The organism is Indioceanicola profundi (assembly GCF_003568845.1).
In the GTDB taxonomy this organism is placed as follows: domain Bacteria; phylum Pseudomonadota; class Alphaproteobacteria; order Azospirillales; family Azospirillaceae; genus Indioceanicola; species Indioceanicola profundi.
In genome coordinates this window covers 72,420-94,307 of sequence record NZ_CP030129.1, presented here as the reverse complement: position 1 = coordinate 94,307, position 21,888 = coordinate 72,420, and the positions used below count along the sequence as shown (strand labels likewise).

At 65.7% G+C, this 21,888-nt stretch carries 20 protein-coding genes and 1 pseudogene; 19 read left to right on the top strand and 2 right to left on the bottom strand.

Annotated elements, in window-relative coordinates:
- Positions 1-217: 217 nt before the first annotated feature.
- From DOL89_RS23725 to DOL89_RS23700, 6 genes are all read left to right on the top strand, one after another.
- Positions 218-1,168, top strand: a complete 951-nt coding sequence (locus DOL89_RS23725; protein WP_119681841.1) for a 1-phosphofructokinase family hexose kinase — start codon at positions 218-220, stop codon at positions 1,166-1,168.
- A gap of 88 nt (positions 1,169-1,256) precedes the next feature.
- Positions 1,257-1,670 (top strand): hypothetical protein, encoded by a 414-nt coding sequence (locus DOL89_RS23720; protein ID WP_162937866.1) that lies wholly within the window; start codon positions 1,257-1,259, stop codon positions 1,668-1,670.
- Positions 1,671-1,838: 168 nt separating this feature from the next.
- Positions 1,839-3,038: an IS256 family transposase gene (locus DOL89_RS23715; RefSeq protein ID WP_119681839.1), complete on the top strand. Its 1,200-nt coding sequence runs from the start codon at positions 1,839-1,841 to the stop codon at positions 3,036-3,038.
- A 91-nt stretch (positions 3,039-3,129) separates the two neighbouring features.
- Positions 3,130-3,789 (top strand): RNA polymerase sigma factor, encoded by a 660-nt coding sequence (locus DOL89_RS23710; RefSeq protein WP_162937865.1) that lies wholly within the window; start codon positions 3,130-3,132, stop codon positions 3,787-3,789.
- Between the two features lie 93 nt (positions 3,790-3,882).
- Complete coding sequence (locus DOL89_RS23705) at positions 3,883-3,999, top strand: hypothetical protein (protein WP_225890114.1); 117 nt, start codon at positions 3,883-3,885, stop codon at positions 3,997-3,999.
- A 265-nt stretch (positions 4,000-4,264) separates the two neighbouring features.
- Positions 4,265-5,161: a DMT family transporter gene (locus DOL89_RS23700; RefSeq protein ID WP_119681836.1), complete on the top strand. Its 897-nt coding sequence runs from the start codon at positions 4,265-4,267 to the stop codon at positions 5,159-5,161.
- A gap of 115 nt (positions 5,162-5,276) precedes the next feature.
- On the opposite strand, the gene DOL89_RS23695 is transcribed toward DOL89_RS23700, so the two are convergent.
- Positions 5,277-5,513, bottom strand: coding sequence for a DUF2934 domain-containing protein (locus DOL89_RS23695; RefSeq protein WP_119681835.1), 237 nt, complete (start codon positions 5,511-5,513; stop codon positions 5,277-5,279).
- A gap of 32 nt (positions 5,514-5,545) precedes the next feature.
- The gene (glgA, locus tag DOL89_RS23690) at positions 5,546-7,081 is read right to left on the bottom strand and encodes a glycogen synthase GlgA (protein ID WP_119682011.1); all 1,536 of its coding nucleotides are present in this window, start codon (positions 7,079-7,081) and stop codon (positions 5,546-5,548) included.
- A 335-nt stretch (positions 7,082-7,416) separates the two neighbouring features.
- Here glgA and DOL89_RS23685 point away from each other — a divergent pair, with 335 nt between their 5' ends.
- From DOL89_RS23685 to DOL89_RS23625, 13 genes and pseudogenes are all read left to right on the top strand, one after another.
- Positions 7,417-7,932, top strand: coding sequence for a hypothetical protein (locus DOL89_RS23685; RefSeq protein ID WP_119681834.1), 516 nt, complete (start codon positions 7,417-7,419; stop codon positions 7,930-7,932).
- A gap of 256 nt (positions 7,933-8,188) precedes the next feature.
- Complete coding sequence (locus DOL89_RS23680) at positions 8,189-8,878, top strand: TVP38/TMEM64 family protein (protein WP_225890113.1); 690 nt, start codon at positions 8,189-8,191, stop codon at positions 8,876-8,878.
- Between the two features lie 385 nt (positions 8,879-9,263).
- The gene (locus DOL89_RS23675) at positions 9,264-9,923 is read left to right on the top strand and encodes an RNA polymerase sigma factor (RefSeq protein WP_119681832.1); all 660 of its coding nucleotides are present in this window, start codon (positions 9,264-9,266) and stop codon (positions 9,921-9,923) included.
- Positions 9,924-10,309: 386 nt separating this feature from the next.
- Positions 10,310-12,666, top strand: a pseudogene (locus DOL89_RS23670) (heavy metal translocating P-type ATPase).
- A 66-nt stretch (positions 12,667-12,732) separates the two neighbouring features.
- Positions 12,733-12,996: a DUF2933 domain-containing protein gene (locus DOL89_RS23665; protein ID WP_119681831.1), complete on the top strand. Its 264-nt coding sequence runs from the start codon at positions 12,733-12,735 to the stop codon at positions 12,994-12,996.
- A gap of 23 nt (positions 12,997-13,019) precedes the next feature.
- Positions 13,020-13,676 (top strand): methyltransferase family protein, encoded by a 657-nt coding sequence (locus DOL89_RS23660; RefSeq protein ID WP_119681830.1) that lies wholly within the window; start codon positions 13,020-13,022, stop codon positions 13,674-13,676.
- The gene (locus DOL89_RS23655; protein WP_119681829.1) at positions 13,673-14,398 is read left to right on the top strand and encodes a hypothetical protein; all 726 of its coding nucleotides are present in this window, start codon (positions 13,673-13,675) and stop codon (positions 14,396-14,398) included. The genes DOL89_RS23660 and DOL89_RS23655 overlap by 4 nt, the downstream gene beginning before the upstream one ends.
- A gap of 277 nt (positions 14,399-14,675) precedes the next feature.
- Positions 14,676-16,577, top strand: a complete 1,902-nt coding sequence (gene ftsH / locus DOL89_RS23650) for an ATP-dependent zinc metalloprotease FtsH (RefSeq protein WP_119681828.1) — start codon at positions 14,676-14,678, stop codon at positions 16,575-16,577.
- Between the two features lie 280 nt (positions 16,578-16,857).
- A complete protein-coding gene (locus DOL89_RS23645; protein WP_318658560.1) occupies positions 16,858-17,088 on the top strand; it encodes a YHS domain-containing protein in 231 nt (76 codons plus the stop codon).
- Positions 17,089-17,258: 170 nt separating this feature from the next.
- Positions 17,259-18,437 carry a class I SAM-dependent methyltransferase gene (locus DOL89_RS23640; RefSeq protein ID WP_449768892.1) on the top strand — a complete coding sequence of 393 codons (1,179 nt, stop codon included), beginning with the start codon at positions 17,259-17,261 and terminating at the stop codon, positions 18,435-18,437.
- A gap of 25 nt (positions 18,438-18,462) precedes the next feature.
- Positions 18,463-20,061: an ABC1 kinase family protein gene (locus DOL89_RS23635; protein ID WP_119681825.1), complete on the top strand. Its 1,599-nt coding sequence runs from the start codon at positions 18,463-18,465 to the stop codon at positions 20,059-20,061.
- A 66-nt stretch (positions 20,062-20,127) separates the two neighbouring features.
- Positions 20,128-21,183 carry a type II glyceraldehyde-3-phosphate dehydrogenase gene (locus tag DOL89_RS23630; RefSeq protein ID WP_119681824.1) on the top strand — a complete coding sequence of 352 codons (1,056 nt, stop codon included), beginning with the start codon at positions 20,128-20,130 and terminating at the stop codon, positions 21,181-21,183.
- Positions 21,184-21,200: 17 nt separating this feature from the next.
- The gene (locus DOL89_RS23625; protein WP_263973615.1) at positions 21,201-21,878 is read left to right on the top strand and encodes a CBS domain-containing protein; all 678 of its coding nucleotides are present in this window, start codon (positions 21,201-21,203) and stop codon (positions 21,876-21,878) included.
- The last annotated feature ends 10 nt before the right edge of the window (positions 21,879-21,888 follow it).

The following is a 21,888-nucleotide window of genomic DNA, read 5'->3' as shown; positions in this document are numbered from 1 at the left end:
GCATGCTGGCAACCGGACATGTCTTACACTGTAAGAGACGCGCGCGAGCGCCGTCCTTCTGGCCATCGCCGGGATCCGCTTAGTCATCGCCGCGATCCGCTTTAAGGTCGTGACGCCGTTTCCTGGTGGTCTTGCGATCCCGGTGGGAAAGTCCAGCTGCCGCCGGGCCGTTGAACTGCCGCCGCCCGGTAGCGCGCCGGTCTCAAGGAGTTATCCGATGAAAACCATCGTCACGTTGACCTTGAACCCGTCGATTGATGGCGCCGCCGAGGCGGAGGTCGTTCATCCGATCCACAAGATCCGGACTTCGGACGAACGGTACGATCCGGGCGGTGGCGGCATCAATGTGGCGCGGGTCGTCCAGGAACTCGGCGGCACCACGCTCGCCGTCTATCTCGCGGGCGGCGCGACCGGCGGCGTTCTCGACGACCTGCTCGACGCCGCGGCCATACCGCGGCGGCGCGTCACGATCCAGGACCACACCCGCATCAGCCACGCCATCTATGAGCGATCGAGCGGCCAGGAATACCGCTTTGTGCCCGCTGGCCCCTTGCTCGGGGAATCGGAATGGCGAGTGTTCCTGGAGTCGCTGGAGGATCTTGACTGCGACTACCTCGTCGCGAGCGGCAGTCTGCCGCGCGGTGTTCCCGACGATCTCTACGCCGCCATCGCGGACCTCGCCCGCCGCAAAGGCGCCAAGCTTGTGCTCGATACCTCGGGAAGCGCGCTTCGTGCCGGGCTCGCAAGCGGCGTCCATCTGGTGAAACCCAGTCTCGGTGAACTCGAGACCCTGGTCGATCGGAAGCTTCCCGACCAGGCGTCGCAGGAGCAAGCGGCGCGAGAGCTGGTCGGCTCGGGCGGGGCCGAGCTGGTCGCGCTCACCCTGGGCCGTGAAGGCGCGCTGCTCGCAACGAGTCAAGGCACGCTGCGCTTGGCCGCGCCCGACGTGATCGCGAAAAGCGCCGTCGGCGCCGGCGACAGCTTCGTCGCGGCCATGACTCTCGGCTTGGCTCAAGGGCGCCATCCCGAAGACGCGTTCGCCTATGGCATGGCCGCCGGCGCTGCCGCCGTCCTCTCGGCCGGGACGGGATTGTGTCGGCGGGAGGACGTTGAACGACTCTATGGCGAAATGCGTGGCCCGACGCGAGCGACTGCAGCGGAACCGTGACGGGCTCAGACAGGCTGAGGGGAATTCCGTCCCAAGCGGCGGTCTTGATCTGGCTCAATGACGAAGCGATGCTGGTGGCACAAGATTGATGAACAAGGACGACGGCAGACGCGGATCTCCGATGCACATCTGGAAGGAAAAGCGATTCAGAAGGACCGGGCCGGCGCCGCGAACCTGGGTGAAATTCCTCCTCTCCCTGCTGATCGTAGCCGGTCTGACCTTCCACATGGTGCACGCTGACCCTTCATTCGCCGGGACGGAGCCGGCTGAGGCGACCAGCGTGATATTCGTTCCTGAGCAGCCTCACGACGCGACGTTCGCTGTGTCGCCTGCGGTTCCACACTGCCACTTGGCGGCGTCCTGCGCCTTTCTGACCGTGAAGAATTTTGCGCTCTTCCGCGCACCGAAATCCGGCGGTTGGATTCCCGGACCGCCGCAGTACCACCGATTCACGATCAGCGATCGTCAATTCCGCCCGCCCCGTCTCCCTGCGCACGTCTGACCGACGCGCCGGCGGGCTTCGATACTCCCTGCGCGTCGCGATACCGCTCGACGAACCTCTCTGCGGGTGACGTCCCAGGACGTGGTGTAGCTGGGTAGCGCGGTGGTCATCGGCGCTTTCCGGTAGGGTCTGGTTGTCGACACCAACCCCTTTCTGGAAGGACCACCGATGACCGACGACATGATGAACCTGCGCGCGCTCGTGGAGAAGAGCGCGGACGCCGATCTGCTGCGCGAGATGATCGGCTTCGCCGCCGAGCGGCTGATGGAGATGGAGGTAGGCGCCGCCACGGGCGCCGCCTGGGGCGAGAAGAGCCCGCTCAGGACTGCGCAGCGCAACGGCTACCGCGACCGGGACTGGGAGACGCGCGCCGGCACGGTCGAGCTGCGCATCCCGAAGCTGAGGAAGGGCTCCTACTTCCCGGGCTTCCTGGAGCCGCGCCGCATGGCCGAGAAGGCGCTGACCGCCGTCATCCAGGAGGCCTATGTCCAGGGCATCTCGACGCGCTCGGTCGACGATCTGGTCAAGGCGATGGGCATGTCTGGCATCTCGAAGAGCCAGGTCTCGCGGCTGTGCGAGGAGATCGACGGCAAGGTGAAGGCCTTCCTCGAACGGCCGATCGAGGGCGACTGGCCATATCTGTGGATCGACGCCACCTACCTGAAGGTGCGCCGCGGCGGCCGCATCGTCTCGGTCGCCGCCATCATCGCGGTCGGCGTCAACACCGACGGCCGCCGCGAGGTGCTGGGCATGGAGATCGGCACGTCGGAGGCCGAGCCGATCTGGACGGAGTTCCTGCGCAAGCTCACCCGCCGCGGCCTCAGGGGCGTAAAGCTCGTCGTCTCGGACGCCCATGAGGGCCTGAAGGCGGCCGTCACCAAGGTGCTCTCGGCCACCTGGCAGCGCTGCCGCGTCCACTTCATGAGGAACGTTCTGGCGCATGCCGGCAAGAGCGGCCGGCGCGTCGTCTCGGCCTTCGTCGCCACCGCCTTCGCCCAGGAGACGCCGGAGGCCGCCAGCGCCCAGTGGCGCGCCGTCGCCGACCAGATCCGGCCGAAGGTGCCGAAGCTGGCCGCTATCCTCGACGAGGCCGAGCCCGATGTGCTCGCCTACATGACCTTCCCGAAGGAGCACCGGGCCAAGCTACATTCGACGAATCCGATCGAACGTCTCAATGGCGAGATCAAGCGGCGCACCGATGTCGTCGGCATCTTCCCCAATGACGATGCCATCATCCGCCTCGTTGGTGCATTGCTGCTCGAACAGAACGACGAATGGGCTGTCCAGCGCGCCCGCTACATGACGCTGGAAAGTGTCGGCCACTTGCGCGATGATCCCCTCATCAGCCTGCCCGCAGTGGCGCGCTGATCAGCCCGGCAATGCCGGACAGTGCGGCCATCAATGCCGCCAGCTACACCACTCGGGGGGACACCATCTCTCTGCGCATGGAGTCATCACAATGCCAGCCCTTTCACGCCCGGATTCTGTCCTATCCGAAGGCATCGCTCCCGACGCTGCCACCATCCAGCGTCTAACGGAGTGCCGATCCGAATTCTTGCGCTTCTTCCGGCGGCGCCTGAGCCGTCCGGAGGATGCCGAAGATGCCTTTCAGGACTTCTGCCTCAAGGTGGTGCGAGCCACGGGGAAGCCGGAGACCGCCGGCAAGATCGATGCCTGGCTCAGCCGTGTTTTGCGCAATACGCTGACCGACTATTACCGGCGCCGCGCCGCGCGGCAGCGAGTCGAGGCCGCGTACGAAGCAGAGGCTCCGGAGCCGGTGGTTCAGCCGGGCACCGACCAGGTCGAGAATCCATGCCGCTGCGTCCGAAATCTCGTTCCGACACTCCGGCCAGACTACGCTGAGATCGTTCGACGAGCCGATCTCGAGGAGGAGCCGCGCGAGCGGATCGCGGCCGACCTCGGTCTCACCACCAACAATATCGGTGTCCGCCTGCATCGGGCGCGCCGGGCCCTTAAAGAGAAGATCGAAGAGCGCTGCGAGGCGTGCTGCGGCGGCGGTTTTCGGAGCTGCGATTGCGAACCGGTGGCGCACGAGCCGGATCGGGGCACGCGGAATGCTCCTGAGTGTAATGCCGCCACGGCCGGAGCGTCTCTCTGATCGACGTCAAGGCTACCGAGAACTGGGCGGCTTATAGCCGCGCGCAACGAGGCGTTCGCCCGCACTCATAACCCGGTCACGCCCTGGACCATTGTGCGTGCCGACGATAAGCATCTGGCACGCATCAACCTCATCAAGGATCTGCTGATGCGCCTCCACTACGACAAGGACGATGCGGCGCTGCTCGTCGACCCGCAACATCGTGCTTGAGTACCACCACGCCTATGCACAGAACAGCATGCTCGCGCCATGAGCGCCTGCGGAATAAACGGCAACTGCCGCCATATCGACACGGCTTGGAAAACCCGCGAACGAGGCAGTGGTGGTCCAAGCAAATGCCGGTCGGCGTGCGAGCAATAGGTACCGTCCGCCATCGCTCATTGCAGCGGAACATCGGTCACGAAATCATGATCGCCGCGGATGAGATCTCCGGGCGGTTTTGCGGCGGACGGCAAGAAAGCGAGGACCTCCGGGGATGACTGCCGCGACGATCGCGCAGATCGTTCTGGTCATGCTACTTTGGGCTGCCTGCTTCCCGCTGATCACCGCCGGTCTGGACCTCGCTCCGCACCTGACCTTCGCTGCGATGCGCGCTCTCCTGGCAGGCCTGACGCTGACCGTGCTGGCGCTCGCGCTGCGCCGGCCGCTGCCCAGAGGGCTCCCGCACTTGGCGATGGTGGCCGTCGTGGGGTTGGGAGCAACGAGCCTGGGCTTCCTGGGGATGTTTCATGCTGCGGAGTTCGTCTCGCCTGGCATCGCCACGGTGATCGCCAACACCCAGCCATTGCTGGCGGCGATGCTGGCAGGCATTGTCCTCGGCGAACGGCTCACGGTACGGGGGACCATGGGGATGGTCCTGGGCTTCATCGGCATTCTCAGCATCGCCGCGCCCCAATTTGTAGCCCCGGGGCAGCAGAGCTACATTTTCGGCGTTGCCTATATCATCCTTGCCGCGTTGGGCGTCACCGTTAGCAACGTCGTGATCAAGCGCATCGCGGGCAGGGTCGATCCCCTCATGGCCATGGGACTGCAGATGCTGATCGGCAGCATTCCCCTCGTTCTCATCGCCTGGGGCACGGAGGAGCCGGCGACGGTCCGCTGGTCGTTCACGTTCGTCGGCATCCTCCTCGCGCTCAGCCTGCTCGGCACGGCGCTCGTATACTGGCTGTGGTTCTCGGTGCTCCAGAAGACACCGCTCAACCGGGCCAATGCCTTCAGCTTTCTGATCCCGATCTTCGGCCTGACGATCGGCGCTCTGTTCTTTGACGAAACCTTGGAGTGGCCGCAGCTGGGCGGTATCGTGCTCGTCATCCTCGGGGTCGGTCTGGTCTCGCGCAACGGAACAAAATCCGCGGACGGTGTTGCTGGATAGGCCTCGGCCGAAAATTCCCAAAGGCACGGTCGCTTCGGACCCGTCTCATACTCGTCCGCGTCGATGTCGACGAAGAAGACGCAAGCTTTCCAGAGCGACTGGGCCTACACCGGGCTCAGCTGGATCGCTTCTTGGTCCCGCCGCCTCCTCCAGACCCTCCAGACGCGGATTCAGCCGCGTCTATCGACTCGGTCGGCATAGACGCCGGCTGGTCCCCTACGGGCGACTGCTCGGCTTCGATCTCCGCCTGCGCGCAGAGCCAGTGATCGAGGTGTTTGCCTTCGGGCCGGTTCTCCCGTTCCCAGATGGCATAGGCGCGCTCCCGGACTTTTGCATTCAGGTCGTCACTCATGATGTGTCTCCTTGTATGAGTGGGTACTAACTTCAGCCCTTCGCTGTGCGTGCTCGCATCGGCGGGGGAGATGGCAGGAAGCTTCGGTCGGACCCGGGCTCGGCGAAGTCTTGCTCTGCGCGAGATTCGGTGAGCGTCCGATAGAGATTAAGATATTCTTCGGCCGGTCCTCGCCAGCCGAAATCCTGCCGCATCGCGTGACGCTGCATCCGGCGCCACGCCACCGGCTGCCCGAACGTGTCGAGGACGCGTCTCAGGCAGCCGAGCAGGTCTTCAAGGGTGTAACCCGAAAACGCGAACCCCGTCGCTTCGCCATCGACATTCGACGTGGAACCGTCGACGACGCTATCGGCCAGCCCGCCGACCTTCCGGACGAGGGGCAGGGTGCCGTAGCGCAGAGCATAGATTGGCACCAGGCCGAAGGGCTCGAAACGCGACGGATGGAGCAGAACGTCGGCGCCCGCCAGAAGACGGCGCCCGGATCGCTCTTCGTAGCCTACCTGCACGGAAACGCGCCCCGGATACTGCTCTGCCAATGCCTTGAACCGCTCTTCCAGGGCGCGGTCGCCTTGTCCATGCAGGGCAAACTGGGCACCCGCCGCGATGAGCCAGGGCACGGCCTCTGCGACAGTGTCGGCCATCTTCTGCTCGGTCAGGCGACTGAGGAAGGCGAGGAGGGGCGTTTCCGGCTCCCCGTCCAGACCGAGTTCGCATTGCAAGACGGCCTTGCAATCTCGCTTGCCACCGATTTCGGCCAGACTGTACCGACGCGGCAGGCTTGAGTCCTCCGCGGGATCCCAGAGACCGTAGTCGGCGCCGTTGGGTATTCCCAGGAGATGCCGCGAGCGCTGGCGGAGCAGTCCGTCCAGACCGCAGCCGAACTCCGGCGTCTGTATTTCACGTGCGTACGTCCGACTGACCGTGGTCAGGCGATCGGCATAGCGAAGCCCCGCCTTCAAGAAGGAGATCCGACCATAGAACTCGACTCCTTCAGGCGAGAAGGTGTCGCCGGGGAGGCCCAGAAGCGGCAATGCATCGGCAGCGAAGAGGCCCTGGAAGGCCAGGTTGTGGATCGTGAAGACGACGGGCGGACGCGATCTTGCGGAGTCAGCCAAGAGCAGCGGCACCAGTCCGGTATGCCAGTCATTCGTGTGGATCAGTTCCGGCCGCCAACCGAGTCCCGCTGCGTTGCACGCGACGCGCACAGCCGCATGGCACAGCGCGGCGAATCGGAGATCGTTGTCCGGCCAGTCGCGGCCATCCAAATCCTGATAGGGGCCGGCATTCCTACGATAGAGCCTGGGACAGTCGAGCAGCCAAAGCGGCATGCCGGAATCCGGAGATCGCGCAGGCAGAAGACGGGCGCGATCCTCGCCCGGCAGGTCGCCGAGCGGTATCGCCGGCCCGACATGATCGGCCCGGTCCAACGCGTCAGGATAGCCGGGCATCATCATGCGAATGTCGATTCCGCGCTCGGCCAGGGCGGCCGGGAGGGCGGCCGAAACATCGGCCAGCCCGCCCGTCTTTATCAGAGGATGACATTCGGAGGTGACGAACAAGATACGCATGAGAAACCCCATCGGCCCTTCTGGAGACACTCCGGCGGCGACCCGCAGGGGCACCCGAAGCCCACCGTTTGAACCATTGGTGCTGCCTATCGGTCGAGCGACCTGAGCGACAGCGTGTCACCGACTACAGACGTTCAAACTGGGCGCGCCTTACACCTCCTACTCCGAGATTGTTGCGGCCACAGAGGGCCGGTCTCGAAGCTCGCCGTTGGTACTCAGCGCCACCGGTGTAACGAGGCGGCGGGACAGGCGTCTGAAGGATTCGATGCAGAGCCGGGCGCGTAGAGGCATCCCCCGGCGCAGCGTCTTCCGACCAGATCAAAAGGAGAGCGATCATGACCCTACACTCCACTTCGACCCATTCGAATGGCTTGCGTTTGCCAGGCCTGAAAACCCTTACCGTGGCCGTTGGTGTCACCGCCCTCGCCGCAACCGGCGCATGGGCAGCCCAGCACGAGACGAAGCCGCAGCAGGGCCAGACACAGCAGATGCCCGGGCCTGCCTTCGAGCGCATGCAGGAATTGATGCAGCAGGCCCGCGAGACGAAGGACCCCGCCGAGCGCCGCCAGCTCATGCGTGAGCACATGCAGATGATGGGCGAGCAGATGCAGGCGATGCGCGGCATGATGGGCGACATGCCCATGCAGGGCCAGATGGGCGGTGGCCGGATGTCAAGCGGTCAGTCTATGGGCATGTCGGGAGACCGGTCCGGACAGATGCAGGAGATGATGGGTGCGGCGGCGCCTGAGATGATGACCCGTATGCGCGAGCATCTGGGCATGATGCAGCAGACGTTGGAGCAGATGCTCGAACAGCAGAAAATGATGATGGAAATGAACGAGCAAGAATAACGCTTGGAAAGCGGCGATCGCATCGGACATGTGGCGGCCGCTACGCCGGCCGCATCACCCGACCCAGGTAATTCGGAGTCGAAGACGTCGGGGTCGAACCCGTTCGACGGAAACGGCTACCTGACCGAAATCACCAAGGTCCCGTATGAGCGAGACGCAGGACGCTAGATCCAGTCTGTCCTGGCCACGCATCACCGCCGGGCTGGGGGTGTTCGCCGTCTTTCTCATTTCGTCTCTCGTAGTATGGCGAACCGGCATGCTGGACCGCCTGCTCGATGGCGAGGCGCTCGAGCAGGCGGTGATGCGGCTCGGCCCTGTGGGTCCGCTTCTGATCATTGGCCTGATGACCGTGGCCATCGTCATGAGCCCGATCCCGAGCGCCCCGATCGCGCTTGCTTCCGGCGCTGCCTACGGACATTTCTGGGGAGCGCTCTATGTCGCCGTTGGTTCCGAAGCGGGCGCGCTGATCGCCTTCGGCATTTCCCGCCTCATCGGGTATGACGCACTCAGGGCATGGCTCGGCGCACGACTGCCCACAAGCACGCTGCACCGTTTCGGAGCGTCGCAAAACGCCTTGATGGCCGTCGTATTCGCGACGCGGCTGATGCCGTTTCTGTCCTTCGACATCATCAGCTACGCCGCCGGTCTGACGCCGCTCAGAACCTGGCGCTTCGCCGTCGCGACCTTCCTCGGCATTATTCCAGCGAGCTTTCTGCTGGCGCATTTCGGCGACGAGATCGCCTCCGGCGACTGGCGGCGTGCCGGCATCACCGTCTTGGTGCTCGGGTTGATCACGCTGCTGCCCGTCGGATGGAAAGTTATCCCGGCGCGCTGCCGATCGGCGTTGAAGCGCCTGTTGAGCGCCGGACAGGCGACAGACGTTACAGTGCGGGAGACCGCCAGCCGTACTCGGCCACAGGAAAGCTCGCCAAAAGGAGAGACATGATGATGGAAGGATACGAGGGAATGTGGGGCATGGCGCCATGGAGCTGGTCTGGATACTGATCCTGCTGTTCGTGGTCCTGGCATTGCCGCTTTCGCAAAGGACCTGTTGTCGAAGAGGTAGCTACGGCCTTTCACTCCTCGTGGGCGATACCGCTCCCTCCATCTGCTCGCAGTTCCGTTCACATCCTGCGAGCCTGTCCGGAGCGGCGGCATCTTCCTCTTCTTGCTGCCAGCCGTTCCGCATGCTCCGTGCGGGCGTGCCTTACACCTCCTACTCCGACATTGTTGCGGCCACAGAAGCCGTGCATCGAAGCTCGCCGCTTCGAAGCGACGCCGCCGGTGTAAGGCGTTGGCAGGGTGGGCGTCTGAAGAATAGGAGGTGGACGATGACTGGCGACGATCCGGACGACCGCTTAAGCGCCGACGATGACCGCGACGCGGCAGATAAGGCAGCTGATGCTGCCGTGCGTCGGGCGCTTGTGGAGAGCCGTCGGCAGATCCTGAACTTTCTGCAACGGCGACTGGGCAGCTCCGAAGCCGCAGAGGACGTCTTGCAGGCATTCATGCTGCGGGCAATCGAGCGATCGACCCAGTTGCGTGACGTGCGGTCGGTCCGTGGCTGGCTGAGCCGGATCCTCGCCACGACCATCGTCGACCATCAGCGTCGCTCCACCAGGCGGCGGCAGCGGGAGGCGGTGATGCATCCGAATGACATTGAAGCTCTGGAGATCGAGGCTGACGAGGAACTCGACGAGGCGGTGTGCAACTGTCTCTACAAGCTCCTGCCCACGCTCAAGCCGGACTACGCCGAGGTGATCTGGCGCGTGGACCTGTTGGGAGAGCCGCGGGACCGGGTCGCGGCGAGCCTCGGCGTCACCTTGAACAACGTCACGGTGAGGCTCCATCGCGGCCGCCAGGCGCTGAAGAAGCGGCTGGAGGAGATGTGCCTGACCTGCCCGATCCACGGCTTCCTCGACTGCCGCTGCGAAGAGGCCGAACGTGCACGACGGCGCCGCGAGAGGCTGACGGACAACAATGAACTGTAATGCCGGGTAGGTCGTCGCGTCTTTAGGATTGAAGGGCGGTCCGGCCGCGATCGAGGCACGGACGCATGTGAAAGGATGATGGCGATGCACACAGATACAAAGGTTTCGAACGTCGATTCGGCGAATCGGGCCGAGGGTTCCTGCTGCGGTCATGGAGACCCCTCGCCAGCCCACTCGGCAAAGCCCTCGACTGCAATGCCCTCGGCCGCACCCGAACAGTCTTCGGCGGACCAGCGGGCGAAGACGCGAGAGGCGGCGCAAGGCAAGTCGAAGGGCTGCTGCTGCGGCAGCTGAGATCCAGCGATCAGGCAGAAGACAGGTGCCGCTCGTCACGGCGCCTGTCGATCTACGATGCATCATGAGCCGCGGGTCCTGGGAGGTTGGTGTTGAGCACGGTAACACTGGAGGTGGGCGGCCTCTTCGAAGAGCTCGATCATCTCGGCGTCGAAAAGCAGTTGAGCGCTGAGAAGGGTGTTCGTCGGGCCTCGGCGAACCCTGCCTCCGGCAGCGTCACCGTCGATTACGACGAGACAATCACGAGCGTCGAGAGGCTGCGGCGCAAGGTGAATTCCTGCGGCTTTCGCTGCCGCGGGAGCGTGACGCCGCGGCATGTGTGCGAGCCGGCGGCGCCAGCGGGGGTGAGGCCCGCGCCGACGAGCCACCGGGGGGCCACGGCGGAGGAACGCCGGCGCAGGACGAGATGGCGCACGAGATGGGCCATGGGTCCGGCATGGACATGGCCGACATGGTGCGCGACATGCGCAACCGTTTCTGGATCGCGCTCGTCTTCACGATCCCGATCTTCATCTATTCGCCGATGGGCGGGATGTTCACCCCGCCGGCGCCGCCCTTCGGGCTGGACCTCGATCTGTGGCTGTTCTTCCTCGGCAGCATCGCGATCGTCTATCCGAGCTGGCCGTTTTTCACCGCCGCCTGGCGGGCGCTCCGGAACGGCATTCTCAACATGGCGGTGCTGGTCGTGCTGTCGGTCGGCACCGGCTACGTCTTCAGCGTCGGCTCCACATTCTTCTTCCCGGGCGTGCAGTTCTATGAGGCGGTGGCGGTGCTGCTCGTCTTCATCCTGCTCGGCCACTGGCTGGAGATGCGGGCGCGCGCCGGCGCCTCGGCTGCGATCCGCGCACTGCTTGATCTCGCCCCGCCGATGGCCACCGTCTTGCGGGACGGTCGCGAGGTGGAGATCCCCACGTCGGAGGTGCAGGCCGGCGAGACCGTGGTCATCAGGCCGGGCAACAAGATCCCGGTCGACGGCGAGGTGGTCGAGGGAGAGTCTCTCGTCGACGAATCCATGTTGACCGGCGAGTCCATGCCGGTGAACAAGGGGCCGGGCGATCAGGTGATCGGCGCCACCATCAACAAGAGCGGCAGCTTCCGCTACCGCGCGACCAAGGTCGGCGCAGACACTGCGCTGGCGCAGATCGTCAAGCTGGTGCAGGAGGCACAAAACTCCAAGGCGCCGGCCCAGCTCCTCGCCGACCGCGCCTCGCAATGGCTGGTGCTGATCGCCATCCTCATCGGGCTTGCGACCTTCGCGGTCTGGTTCTGGTGGATCGGCTCGCCGCTGCTCTTTGCCCTCACCCTGACGATCACCGTCTTCGTCATCGCCTGTCCCGATGCGCTCGGGCTGGCGACGCCGATGGCGGTCATGGTCGGCACCGGCCTCGGCGCCACGCACGGCATCCTCTTCAAGAACGCAGGCGCGCTCGAGGACGCGACCAAGCTCGATGTGATCGTCTTCGACAAGACCGGCACCCTGACCATGGGCCAGCCACGCGTGGTGGAGGTGGTGGCAGCCGAGGACCGGGAGGAGGACGAGGTTCTGTGGACGGCGGCAGCGGTCGAGCGCGGCTCCGACCACCCGCTCGCTTTGGCGATCGTAGAGCGGGCCGAGGGGTTCGACGTGCCGGAGACGCGCGCCTTCCTCAATCTGGAGGGCAAGGGCGCGCGAGCCGAGATTGAAGGCGAGACGGTGTTCCTCGGCAACCGCCGGCTCATGGATGAAGAGAAGATCGAGCTCGGCGCGCTCGCGGAGGAAGCGGAGCGGCTCAAGGGCGCCGGTCGCACGGTGGTGCATGTCGCCCGCGGCGGCCGCATCCTCGGCCTCGTCGCCATCGCCGACGCGCCGCGCCCGAGCGCCAAGGCGGCGGTCACCAAGCTGCGCGAGCGCGGCGTCGAGGTCGCAATGCTGACCGGCGACAATGAGGGCACCGCCAAGCGTATCGCGTCAGAGCTCGGCATCGATATCGTGCTTGCCGACGTGCTGCCGGGCCAGAAGGCTGACAAGGTCAAGGAGCTGCAGGCCCAGGGCAAGCGGGTCGGCATGGTCGGCGACGGCGTCAACGACGCGCCGGCGCTGACCCAGGCCGATGTCGGCTTCGCCATCGGCGCCGGCACCGACGTCGCGATGGAGAGCGCCGACGTCGTGCTGATGAGGAGCGACCCCTACGACATCGTCGGCGCGATCGAGCTGTCGCGCGCGACCTTGCGCAAGATGCATCAGAACCTGTTCTGGGCGGTCGCCTACAACGTCGTCGCCTTTCCGATGGCCGCCGGTGTGTTCTATCCCCTCGTCGTCAGCCCCGAGGTCGCGGCGCTCGCCATGTCGGGCAGCTCGGCGCTGGTCGCGGTCAACGCCCTGCTACTCAAGCGCACGCGATTGGAGGGCATCGATCGCGGCGGGCCCGACGCGGCGGTAAGTGCCCGCCCTGCGGAGGCGGTCGAATGAGCTGCCGGGACGGGGCGACGATCTTCAGATTGCACAGCGACGCTGCGGGCAGCGTGGGAGGATAGTATGGATCATGGAGAGAACCGGCGCGGATTCTTCGCCTCGCGCGCAAACATGGTCCTGCTGGTCTTCCTCGCCGTGGGCGGCTTCTACCTCGTCTCCGAACACTGGGCGCACCTTATCGGTGTCGGGCCGCTGCTGCTCCTCCTCGGTCTCTGCGTTGGCATGCATTTCTTCATGCATAGGGGGCATGGGGGTCATGGGTCTGGCAGCGACGAAAGCGGCCCTCCGCCGGGAGGCGGCCGGGAACCCGACGACCATCGCCACTGAACCTACGGAACGGACGTATTGCGATGACCGAAAGCGCCCCCGCCTACGGCCTCTGGATCCTGGTCGTATTGAACTCGGCGATCTTCATCCTCTTCGCCTTCAGCTTTTTCAAGCCGAGGTCGGGCCGTGACTGGCGCTCCTTCGGCGCGTTCAGCGCCTTCCTGGTGGCGCTGTTCACGGAGATGTACGGCTTCCCGCTGACCATCTACCTGCTCTCGGGTTGGTTACAGAGCAACTATCCTGGCGTGGACTGGCTGTCGCACGATGCCGGGCATCTCCTCGAGATGCTGTTCGGCTGGGAAGCCAACCCGCATTTCGGTCCGTTCCACCTTTTGAGCTTCGCCTTCATCGGCGGCGGCTTCGTGCTGATCTCGGCCGGCTGGAAGGTGCTCTATGATGCGCAGCGCCGCCGCACGCTCGCGACAACCGGCGCCTATGCCTATGTGCGCCACCCGCAATATGTCGGCTTCATCCTTGTTATGTTCGGCTTCCTGCTGCAATGGCCGACGCTGCTGACGCTGGCGATGTTCCCGGTGCTCGTCTTCATGTATGTGCGCCTGGCGAAGGGCGAGGAGCGGGCGGCGCTGGCCGAGTTCGGTGAGGACTACCGCCGCTACATGGCCGACGTGCCCGGGTTCATCCCGAGGCTGGGCCAACTGTCGGCGCGGAGGCCGTCGTGAGCCTCCGCGGCCTTGCGCACGCTTCGCGGCCTCGTCGGGAGACGGAGGCGGCGCCGCGGCACGGTTCCGGCCCGGCGGAGACCGAACGCGACGAGCCGGGCGTGGCCGCGCCGTGGGAGATCCGGCTTGCCTGGCTCCTGCGCGCCCTCATCCTGGCGACGGGCGCCTTCCACCTTCTGGAGGGCGCGGTTCTCTACGGGCTTCTCTGTTTCGGCGCGCTGACGCTCATCCTCGCGCCTTCCCTGCTCGCGCGCTCGAGCAGACTGACCATTCCCGTCGAGATCGAACTGTTCGTCCTCTGGTGGCTGGTCACCGACATGACACTCGGCCGACTTCTCGACCTCTACGGAACGCTGCCGTTCTATGACAAGCTGATCCACTTCGGCAATTCCGGCCTGCTGGCGATCATCTCATTCCTGGCGATCTATGCGCTGAGAATGACCTGTCGAATACGGACTGGCTTCGTCCTGAACCTCACTGCGATCTTCCTGCTGACCCTCGGCGCGGGGGCGCTCTGGGAGATCGCCGAATTCGGGGCGGACGCCACCCTGGGCGCCGGTGCGCAGGGATCGCCTGTGATGGAGCCGCTCGATGATACCATGTGGGATCTGATCGTGGACGGGCTGGGCGGCCTTCTCGGCGGCCTTTTCGGCGCCCTTTACATGCGGCGTTCGAAGCGCAGCCTCGCGCGCTGGAATCGCTTCGCGGAACGAATCGTATGAGGCCGAAAAGGTCTCTCGGGATCGCGGGCGCCACGGCATGCGGCTGACGGCGGCCGAAGCCAAGGATCGACCCCGCGGGGGCCGGGAAACCTGGAGGAGATGTTGCGGAGACCTTTCGGAAATTTCGGCGCCCTTGCGGCGGCGGCTCGCGCGGCGCTGGCCGAGTTCGGGAATGTCTATCCCGATAAACGGCGGAGGTTCCGGGGTCCATGTTGAAACTATCCGCTCTCGCCAGCTGCGCGCCGCACCGCAATACACAACACCATGAAGCCGAACCATGAAGCGCGAGCATCAGATCAATTTCTGGTACGTCATCGCCGCAACTCTCGCGGTGATCTGGATCCAGCAACTGCTGTTCCAGCCGACCCACATCGAGACGATCCCCTATAGCGAGTTCCAGCAGCTCGTCGACCAGGGCAATGTCACCGACCTGGTGGTCGGCCCTGACCGGATCACCGGCGCCTACAAGACTACGGATGGTCAGAGCGCAATGCCGGAGGGCCAGCCGCAGCACTTCACGGTGGAGCGCGTGCCTAAGGATCTGGCGGATTCCCTCGCCAGCAAGGGGATCACCTTCTCCGGCGAGCCCGGTCCCGGCCTTCTACAGAGCGTTGCGAGCTGGCTCATGCCGATGCTTCTCTTCCTCCTGCTCTGGATGTTCCTGGTTCGGCCGATGGCGATGGGGCAAGGCGGCGGCCTGATGGCCATCGGCAAGTCCAAGGCCAAGGTGTATGTCGAGAAGGACACCAAGGTGACTTTCGCTGATGTGGCCGGTGTCGACGAAGCGAAGGACGAGCTGAGGGAGATCGTCGCCTTCCTCAAGGACCCCCAGGGTTACAGCCGGCTCGGCGCGCGCATGCCGAAGGGGGTGCTGCTGGTGGGACCGCCGGGGACCGGCAAGACCCTGCTCGCGCGGGCGGTGGCGGGCGAAGCCGGCGTGCGCTTCTTCTCGATCTCGGGCTCCGAGTTCGTCGAGATGTTCGTCGGCGTCGGCGCCGCCCGCGTCCGCGACCTGTTCGAGCAGGCGCGCAAGCAGGCTCCGGCCATCATCTTCATCGACGAGCTCGACGCGCTCGGGCGCGCCCGCGGCGCGATGCTGCCAGGGGGCGGTCACGACGAGAAGGAGCAGACGCTCAACCAACTCCTCACCGAGATGGACGGCTTCGACCCGAGCGTCGGCACCGTCCTGCTGGCGGCGACGAACCGCCCGGAGGTCCTCGATCCGGCCTTGCTGCGCGCCGGCCGCTTCGATCGCCAGGTGCTCGTCGACCGGCCGGACAAGCAGGGCCGCGTCGCAATCCTGAGGGTCCACCTGGAAAAGGTGAAGCTGGCACCGGACCTGCCGGTCGAGGATCTGGCGGCGCTCACGCCGGGCTTCACCGGCGCCGACCTTGCGAATCTGGTCAACGAGGCGGCGCTGCTGGCGACGCGCCGTAATGGCGAGAGTATCGGCTTCGAGGACTTCACGCAGGCGATCGAGCGCATCGTCGCCGGCCTCGAGAAGAAGAACCGCCTTCTGAACCCGCACGAGCGGGACGTCGTCGCCCATCACGAAATGGGGCACGCCCTGGTCGCAATGGCTCTGCCGGGCGTCGATCCGGTGCAGAAGGTGTCGATTATCCCGCGCGGCGTCGCGGCGCTCGGCTACACCATCCAGCGTCCGCTCGAGGACCGCTTTCTGATGGACCGGAAGGAGCTGATGAACCGCATGGCCGTCCTCCTCGGCGGGCGAGCAGCGGAGAGCCTCGTCTACGACGAAGTCTCGACGGGGGCGGCCGACGACCTCGTCAAGGCCACCGAGATCGCGCGGAGCATGGTGGCGCGGTTCGGCATGGACCCGAAACTGGGGCAGGTCGCGTACGAGACGGACGCCGCGCCCTTTCTCGGCGGGCCGGGCGGAGCGAGCTGGCAGCCGCGGCGCTACGGCGAGGAAACGGCCTCGGGGATCGATGCCGCCGTGCGCGAATTGGTGGAGACGGCGTTCCTGCGCGCCGTGGCGATCCTTTCGACGAACCGCGACCTGCTTGGTCGTGCGGCGCAGAACCTGTTGAACCAGGAAACGCTTTCGTCCGAAGACCTTGAGACGATCGACCGATCTGTCGCCCGCGATGCGGGCGGCTGGACTGCCGCCCCGCCGGGCGTCGGCCTGGCCGCAGCCACTGCTGTTCAGCGCGGATGATGGACACCGGGTCCAGAGTGAGCCGGAAGCGAAACCTGGAGAGGCACGGGTAAGCTTCCGCCTGCCTTGAGCATGAAGGGGGACTCCGGGGCCGCGGAAGCGCTTCACGAGCGACCAGAAGGACGGCACCGAATCTGCGCGAGGTTGCGCTGTAAGGACTTCAAAGCTTCCGCGTCTTTTCGGGATAACGACGCCTGTTCACTACGCGTAGGTGCGGGAAACGGCTTGGTGGGTTTTGCGCGTTCGTTCCCGGGCGAATGAGCGCTTTGCTGGTAAAGGCATGGTCCCTCAGAGAGGAGGTCACGGAATGGAGGTAACAGATCCGGTTTGCGGGAAGACAGTTGATCTCGGAGAGGCCGAGCCGGTCGAGCATCGCGGCTGGGCATATTTCTTCTGCTCCGCCGCTTGCCGCGCCGCGTTCGTGGCGGCGCCAGACCACTATGCCGCGTCGCGTCATGAGCGAGTCCCGCCCCATGGCGAAGCCGGAAAGCCGTCTCGACCCGCGCAGTGATCGCGCGGAAGAAACAATGATGTCCGCGAAAGCGAAGACGCGAAAGCGAAGAAATGGCCACTCAGCCCCAGACAGATGTTCCGGCCGCGTACCCCGAGGGAGCCGCCTGCTCTCCCTTGCCCTTCCTCTCTCGACTTCTCACCGAAATGATCCGGACCGGCCGGTTGACGGTGATCGATGCTGCCGGCCGGGTCCACCCCTTCGGCCCTGGCGACAGCGGTCCAGACGTCTTGGTCAGACTTCACGATCCGCTGTTGCCGATGCGTATCCTTCTTCGCCCGTCGCTGGCCCTGGGCGAAGCCTACATGGATGGTACGATCACGATCGAGCAAGGGACGCTACGAGATCTCCTCCACCTTTGCACCAGCAATCTCGAAGCCCTCGGCCGGCATCCGATCGGCGCGGTTCGGGGCGAGCTCGATCGCATGCTGCGCAGGCTTCAGCAGGACAATCGCCTCGGGCGGGCGCGCGCCAATGTCGCGCACCACTATGATCTGTCGGGCGCGCTCTACGATCTGTTCCTCGACCGCGACCGTCAGTATTCATGTGCCTATTTCCAGACCGGCGCCGAGACTCTCGAGGAAGCGCAGGAGAAAAAGAAGCGCCACATCATGGCGAAGCTCCTGCTCGAGCCCGGCATGCGCGTGCTGGACGTTGGCTCGGGCTGGGGCGGGCTCGCACTGGAGATGGCGCAGACGGCTAGGGTGGACGTCACCGGTCTCACGCTGTCGCAGGAGCAGCTCGCCGTCGCAACTGAGCGTGCCGTCGCCGCGGGCCTGTCCTCCCATGTGCGCTTTGCCCTGCGCGATTACCGGGAGGAGCAGGGAACCTATGACCGGATCGTCTCCGTCGGCATGTTCGAGCACGTCGGGGTGGCGCACTACCGCGCCTATTTCGACACGCTGCGCAACCGCCTGAACCCAGACGGCATCGCCCTCGTGCATGCGATCGGACGGGCCGATCCGCCCGGCTCCACCGATCCTTGGCTGCGCAAATACATCTTTCCAGGCGGCTATTGCCCTGCGCTGTCGGAGGTCCTGGCCGTCGTCGAGCGCTCGGGACTTTGGGTCACCGACATCGAGATCCTGCGGCTGCATTATGCGGAGACGCTGCGGCACTGGCTCGAGCGCTTCCAGGCCAACCGCGACCGCGCGCAAGCCATCTACGACGAGCGCTTCTGTCGCATGTGGGAGTTCTACCTGGCGGTCTGCGAGGCCGCGTTCCGCGACGGCCCGATGATGGTGTTCCAGCTCCAGCTCGCGCGCCGACGCGACGCAGTGCCACTGACGCGCGACTACATCACCGACCGGGAGCGCCGGGACGTCATGGCGGAGGACGTCGCGCCATGAGGACCGCCCAGCGAGCGTTCGCCTCATGATCGGCGGCCGGCTCCTCCGAATCGGCGCGGGCGCCGCCAGCCTGCTCGGCGCGGCGACGGTCGAGCGCCTGCGCGGCACGCCGGCCGAGGGGTCTCAATTGCCGCGCCGGCTTCGCATCACGCTCGAGCGGCTTGGCCCGACCTTCGTGAAGTTCGGGCAGACGCTCAGCTTGCGCCGCGACCTGCTGCCCGATACCTGGCTCGCCGAACTCCGCCGGCTGCAGGACCACGTCGCGCCCTTCCCTGGCGCGGAAGCGCGGCATGCGGTCGAGGTCGCGCTCGGCCGACCGGTCGAGCAGGTCTTCGGGGCGTTCGAGACGGAACCGATGGCAGCGGCCTCGATCGCCCAGGTGCACCGGGCTCGCCTGCCGGACGGGCGCGCCGTCATCGTCAAGATCCGTCGCCCCGGCATCCGGGTCCAGATCGATCGCGACATGCACGCGTTCGTCGGCATAGGCCGCCTCATCCTGGTGCTGGCACCACGCCTCCAGCGCTACCAGCCGCTCCGCATCGTCGACGAGATCTGGGCCAATCTCCGCAAGGAAGCGGACTTTCGGCAGGAGGCACGCAGCATCCGCCGATTCGGCGAAGCCTTCCGCGGATGGCCGGGGCTCAACATTCCGAACGTGATCGACGATCTCTATGCCGAGGCCGTACTGGTGCAGGAGATGAGCGGCGGGCTGAGTATCGGCGACCCCTCTGTCGACGGCCCGCAGCTCGCACAGGTTCTGATCGATGCCTATCTCCATCAGTTCTTCGTGGTCGGCTTCTTCCACGGCGATCCCCATCCAGGCAACCTCTTCGTCATGCCGGACGGACGCCTCTGCTTCCATGATTTTGGGCTGGTCGGCTATCTCGACGGCCGCACCCGCCGCTCCCTCGCGCTCTACCTTCAGGCGTTCGTGAACAAGGACGCGGCGTGGATGTTCGACGCGGCCGTCGATCTGGGCCTGCTCGGCGGGCCGATCGACCGTCCCGCCTTCATCCGCGGTATTGAGGAGATCCTATCCGACTATGCCGCGCTGCCGCTCAAGGACTGGTCGCTCGCCGAGGCCGTGCTGCGCGTCGCCCGGCTGGGCTCGGGCGAGAGTTTCGTCGTTCCGCACAACCTCGTGGTGCTCATGCGGGCGCTGTACCTGGTCGAGAGCGCGCTGCGAACGCTCGACCCGGAATTCAAGGTCCTGGACACATTGTTGGCGCGGGGCGGCGAAATGATGGAGGGCGTCCTGCGCGGGAACGCGGCTGCGACGACCTTCACCCGGCTCAAGACCGAAGCCGCTCTGACCGCGCAGGACCTGCCGGGAATGCTCGCGGCCTGGCTGCACCGGGCGCAGCGCGAGGGCGGCGGGCCGCTCCTTATCATGCGGCACGAGGGACTGGAGCGCCTGCAGGCACATCTCGACCGAACCGGCAACCGCCTCGCCTTGGCCACGGTCACGCTCGGCCTTTATGTGGCGGCCTCGCTGCTCATGCTGCACAGCGCCGGGCCGCGCGTGTTCGGGGATATACCCCTGCTCGCGTTGCTCGGCTACGCGTTTGCGCTGTGGCTGTCATTCCGGCTGGTGCGGGCGGTTGCCCGTTCGGGACGGCTGTAGCGATGCACAGGAGCCGAATGCCCCGGAGCCAACGAACAGTTTCCACGCTCACCTGAGGAGAAAGACATGAACACAAACAGCAAGACCCGCGTCGCCGTCAACGGCTACGGCGTGATCGGCAAGCGCGTCGCCGATGCAGTGGCCCAACAGGAGGACATGGAGCTGGCCGGCGTGTCGGACATCAGTGCCGACTGGCGGGCGCGGATGGTGACGCAGAAGGGCTTCCGGCTCTACGGCGCCACGAGCGAGCAAGCACAGGCGATGCGCGATGCCGGGCTCGATGTCGCCGGCGCCCTCGACGACCTTCTCGGCGCTTCGGATGTGGTCGTCGACTGCACGCCGAAGCGCGTGGCGGCGAAGAACGTCGAGCTCTACCGCCAGAAGGGCATGAAGTTCATCGTCCAGGGTGGCGAAAAGCACGAAGTGACTGGCCACTCCTTCGTCGCCGAGGCCAGCTATGAGAGCGCGCTGGGCCGGGACAGCACGCGCGTCGTCTCCTGCAACACCACTTCGATCGTGCGCACCCTCACGGCGCTCAAGCATGCCGGACTGCTGCGCCGGGCGCGCGGGACGCTGCTGCGACGCGCGACCGACCCATGGGAGAGCCATCTGGGCGGCATCATGAACACGCTGGTGCCCGAGGCCGAGATCCCGAGCCACCAAGGGCCCGACGCCCAGAGCGTCGATCCCGACCTCGACGTAATCACCATGGCCGTGAAGGTGCCGGAGACCCTAGCGCACCTGCACTACTGGGCGGTGCAACTGACGCGATCGGCCGACAAGGAGGAGGTGCTCGAGGCCTTCCGCTCGTCCCCCCGCATCGCGCTCATCCGCATGGCGGACGGCCTGACTGCGATCAACGCGGTCAAGGAGCTGATGGCTGATCTCGGCCGCCCACACGATAACCTCTACGAGGTGGCGCTGTGGGCCGACATGCTGAAGGTTGAAGGCGACGAGCTCTTCTACGGCTACATGGTCGACAACCAGGCGATCGTCATCCCGGAGACGGTGGATGCGATCCGGGCCCTGGTCGGGCAGGTGCGCGATCCCCGCGAATCCATTGTCAAGACCAACGCAGCGCTGGGTATCGGCGCGGTCGTCGACGCGCTGGGAGGACGATGATGAGGGCAAAGGACATCATGACAACGCCTGTCGTCTCGGTCGCACCGGAGACCTGCGTGTCGGACGTGGCGCGGCTTCTCCTCGAACGGCACATCAGCGGCGTGCCGGTGATCGATAGCGCCGGCAGGCTGGTCGGGATGGTGAGCGAAGGCGACTTCCTGCGTCGCGCGGAAGACGGCAGCCATCGGCACGGCTCCTGGTGGCTGCGGCTTTTCTCGGGCTCCGGCGCGAACGCGGCGGAGTATGTCAAGACCCACGGCCGCTCCGCTGCCGACGTCATGACGCGTGACGTCGTCACGGTCACGGAGGACACGCAGGCCGGCGACATCGCGCATCTCCTGGAGACAAAGCGGATCAAGCGCGTGCCGGTCGTGCGTAGCGGCAAGGTCGTCGGCATCGTCAGCCGCGCCGACCTGCTACGCGGCTTTGCGGCGCAACGCCATGCTCCGGCCGTCCCCGCTTCCGTCGAGGACGAGACGATCCGAAAGCAGATCCTCGAAGAGATACAGGCGGCCGACTGGGCGCCGACCTACGGCGTAAGCGTCGTGGTCGTGGACGGCATCGTCCAGGTCTGGGGCGTCGTCGATTCGCCAGAACAGGGCGAAGCGCTGCGCGTCGCTGCCACGAACGCGCCCGGCGTGAAGGGCGTGGAGCTCAATGTCAGCAGCATCCCCGCCTATGCGTGGGGCGTGTAAGGAACCGAGC

Excerpts from the sequence above, each read along its gene's own strand:
- DOL89_RS23725 (WP_119681841.1), top strand. The coding sequence starts at position 218 with ATGAAAACCATCGTCACGTTGACCTTGAACCCGTCGATTGATGGCGCC.
- DOL89_RS23720 (WP_162937866.1), top strand. The coding sequence starts at position 1,257 with ATGAACAAGGACGACGGCAGACGCGGATCTCCGATGCACATCTGGAAG.
- DOL89_RS23715 (WP_119681839.1), top strand. The coding sequence starts at position 1,839 with ATGACCGACGACATGATGAACCTGCGCGCGCTCGTGGAGAAGAGCGCG.
- DOL89_RS23710 (WP_162937865.1), top strand. The coding sequence starts at position 3,130 with ATGCCAGCCCTTTCACGCCCGGATTCTGTCCTATCCGAAGGCATCGCT.
- DOL89_RS23700 (WP_119681836.1), top strand. The coding sequence starts at position 4,265 with ATGACTGCCGCGACGATCGCGCAGATCGTTCTGGTCATGCTACTTTGG.
- DOL89_RS23695 (WP_119681835.1), bottom strand. The coding sequence starts at position 5,513 with ATGAGTGACGACCTGAATGCAAAAGTCCGGGAGCGCGCCTATGCCATC.
- glgA (WP_119682011.1), bottom strand. The coding sequence starts at position 7,081 with ATGCGTATCTTGTTCGTCACCTCCGAATGTCATCCTCTGATAAAGACG.
- DOL89_RS23685 (WP_119681834.1), top strand. The coding sequence starts at position 7,417 with ATGACCCTACACTCCACTTCGACCCATTCGAATGGCTTGCGTTTGCCA.
- DOL89_RS23680 (WP_225890113.1), top strand. The coding sequence starts at position 8,189 with ATGCTGGACCGCCTGCTCGATGGCGAGGCGCTCGAGCAGGCGGTGATG.
- DOL89_RS23675 (WP_119681832.1), top strand. The coding sequence starts at position 9,264 with ATGACTGGCGACGATCCGGACGACCGCTTAAGCGCCGACGATGACCGC.
- DOL89_RS23665 (WP_119681831.1), top strand. The coding sequence starts at position 12,733 with ATGGATCATGGAGAGAACCGGCGCGGATTCTTCGCCTCGCGCGCAAAC.
- DOL89_RS23660 (WP_119681830.1), top strand. The coding sequence starts at position 13,020 with ATGACCGAAAGCGCCCCCGCCTACGGCCTCTGGATCCTGGTCGTATTG.
- ftsH (WP_119681828.1), top strand. The coding sequence starts at position 14,676 with ATGAAGCGCGAGCATCAGATCAATTTCTGGTACGTCATCGCCGCAACT.
- DOL89_RS23645 (WP_318658560.1), top strand. The coding sequence starts at position 16,858 with ATGGTCCCTCAGAGAGGAGGTCACGGAATGGAGGTAACAGATCCGGTT.
- DOL89_RS23635 (WP_119681825.1), top strand. The coding sequence starts at position 18,463 with ATGATCGGCGGCCGGCTCCTCCGAATCGGCGCGGGCGCCGCCAGCCTG.
- DOL89_RS23630 (WP_119681824.1), top strand. The coding sequence starts at position 20,128 with ATGAACACAAACAGCAAGACCCGCGTCGCCGTCAACGGCTACGGCGTG.
- DOL89_RS23625 (WP_263973615.1), top strand. The coding sequence starts at position 21,201 with ATGACAACGCCTGTCGTCTCGGTCGCACCGGAGACCTGCGTGTCGGAC.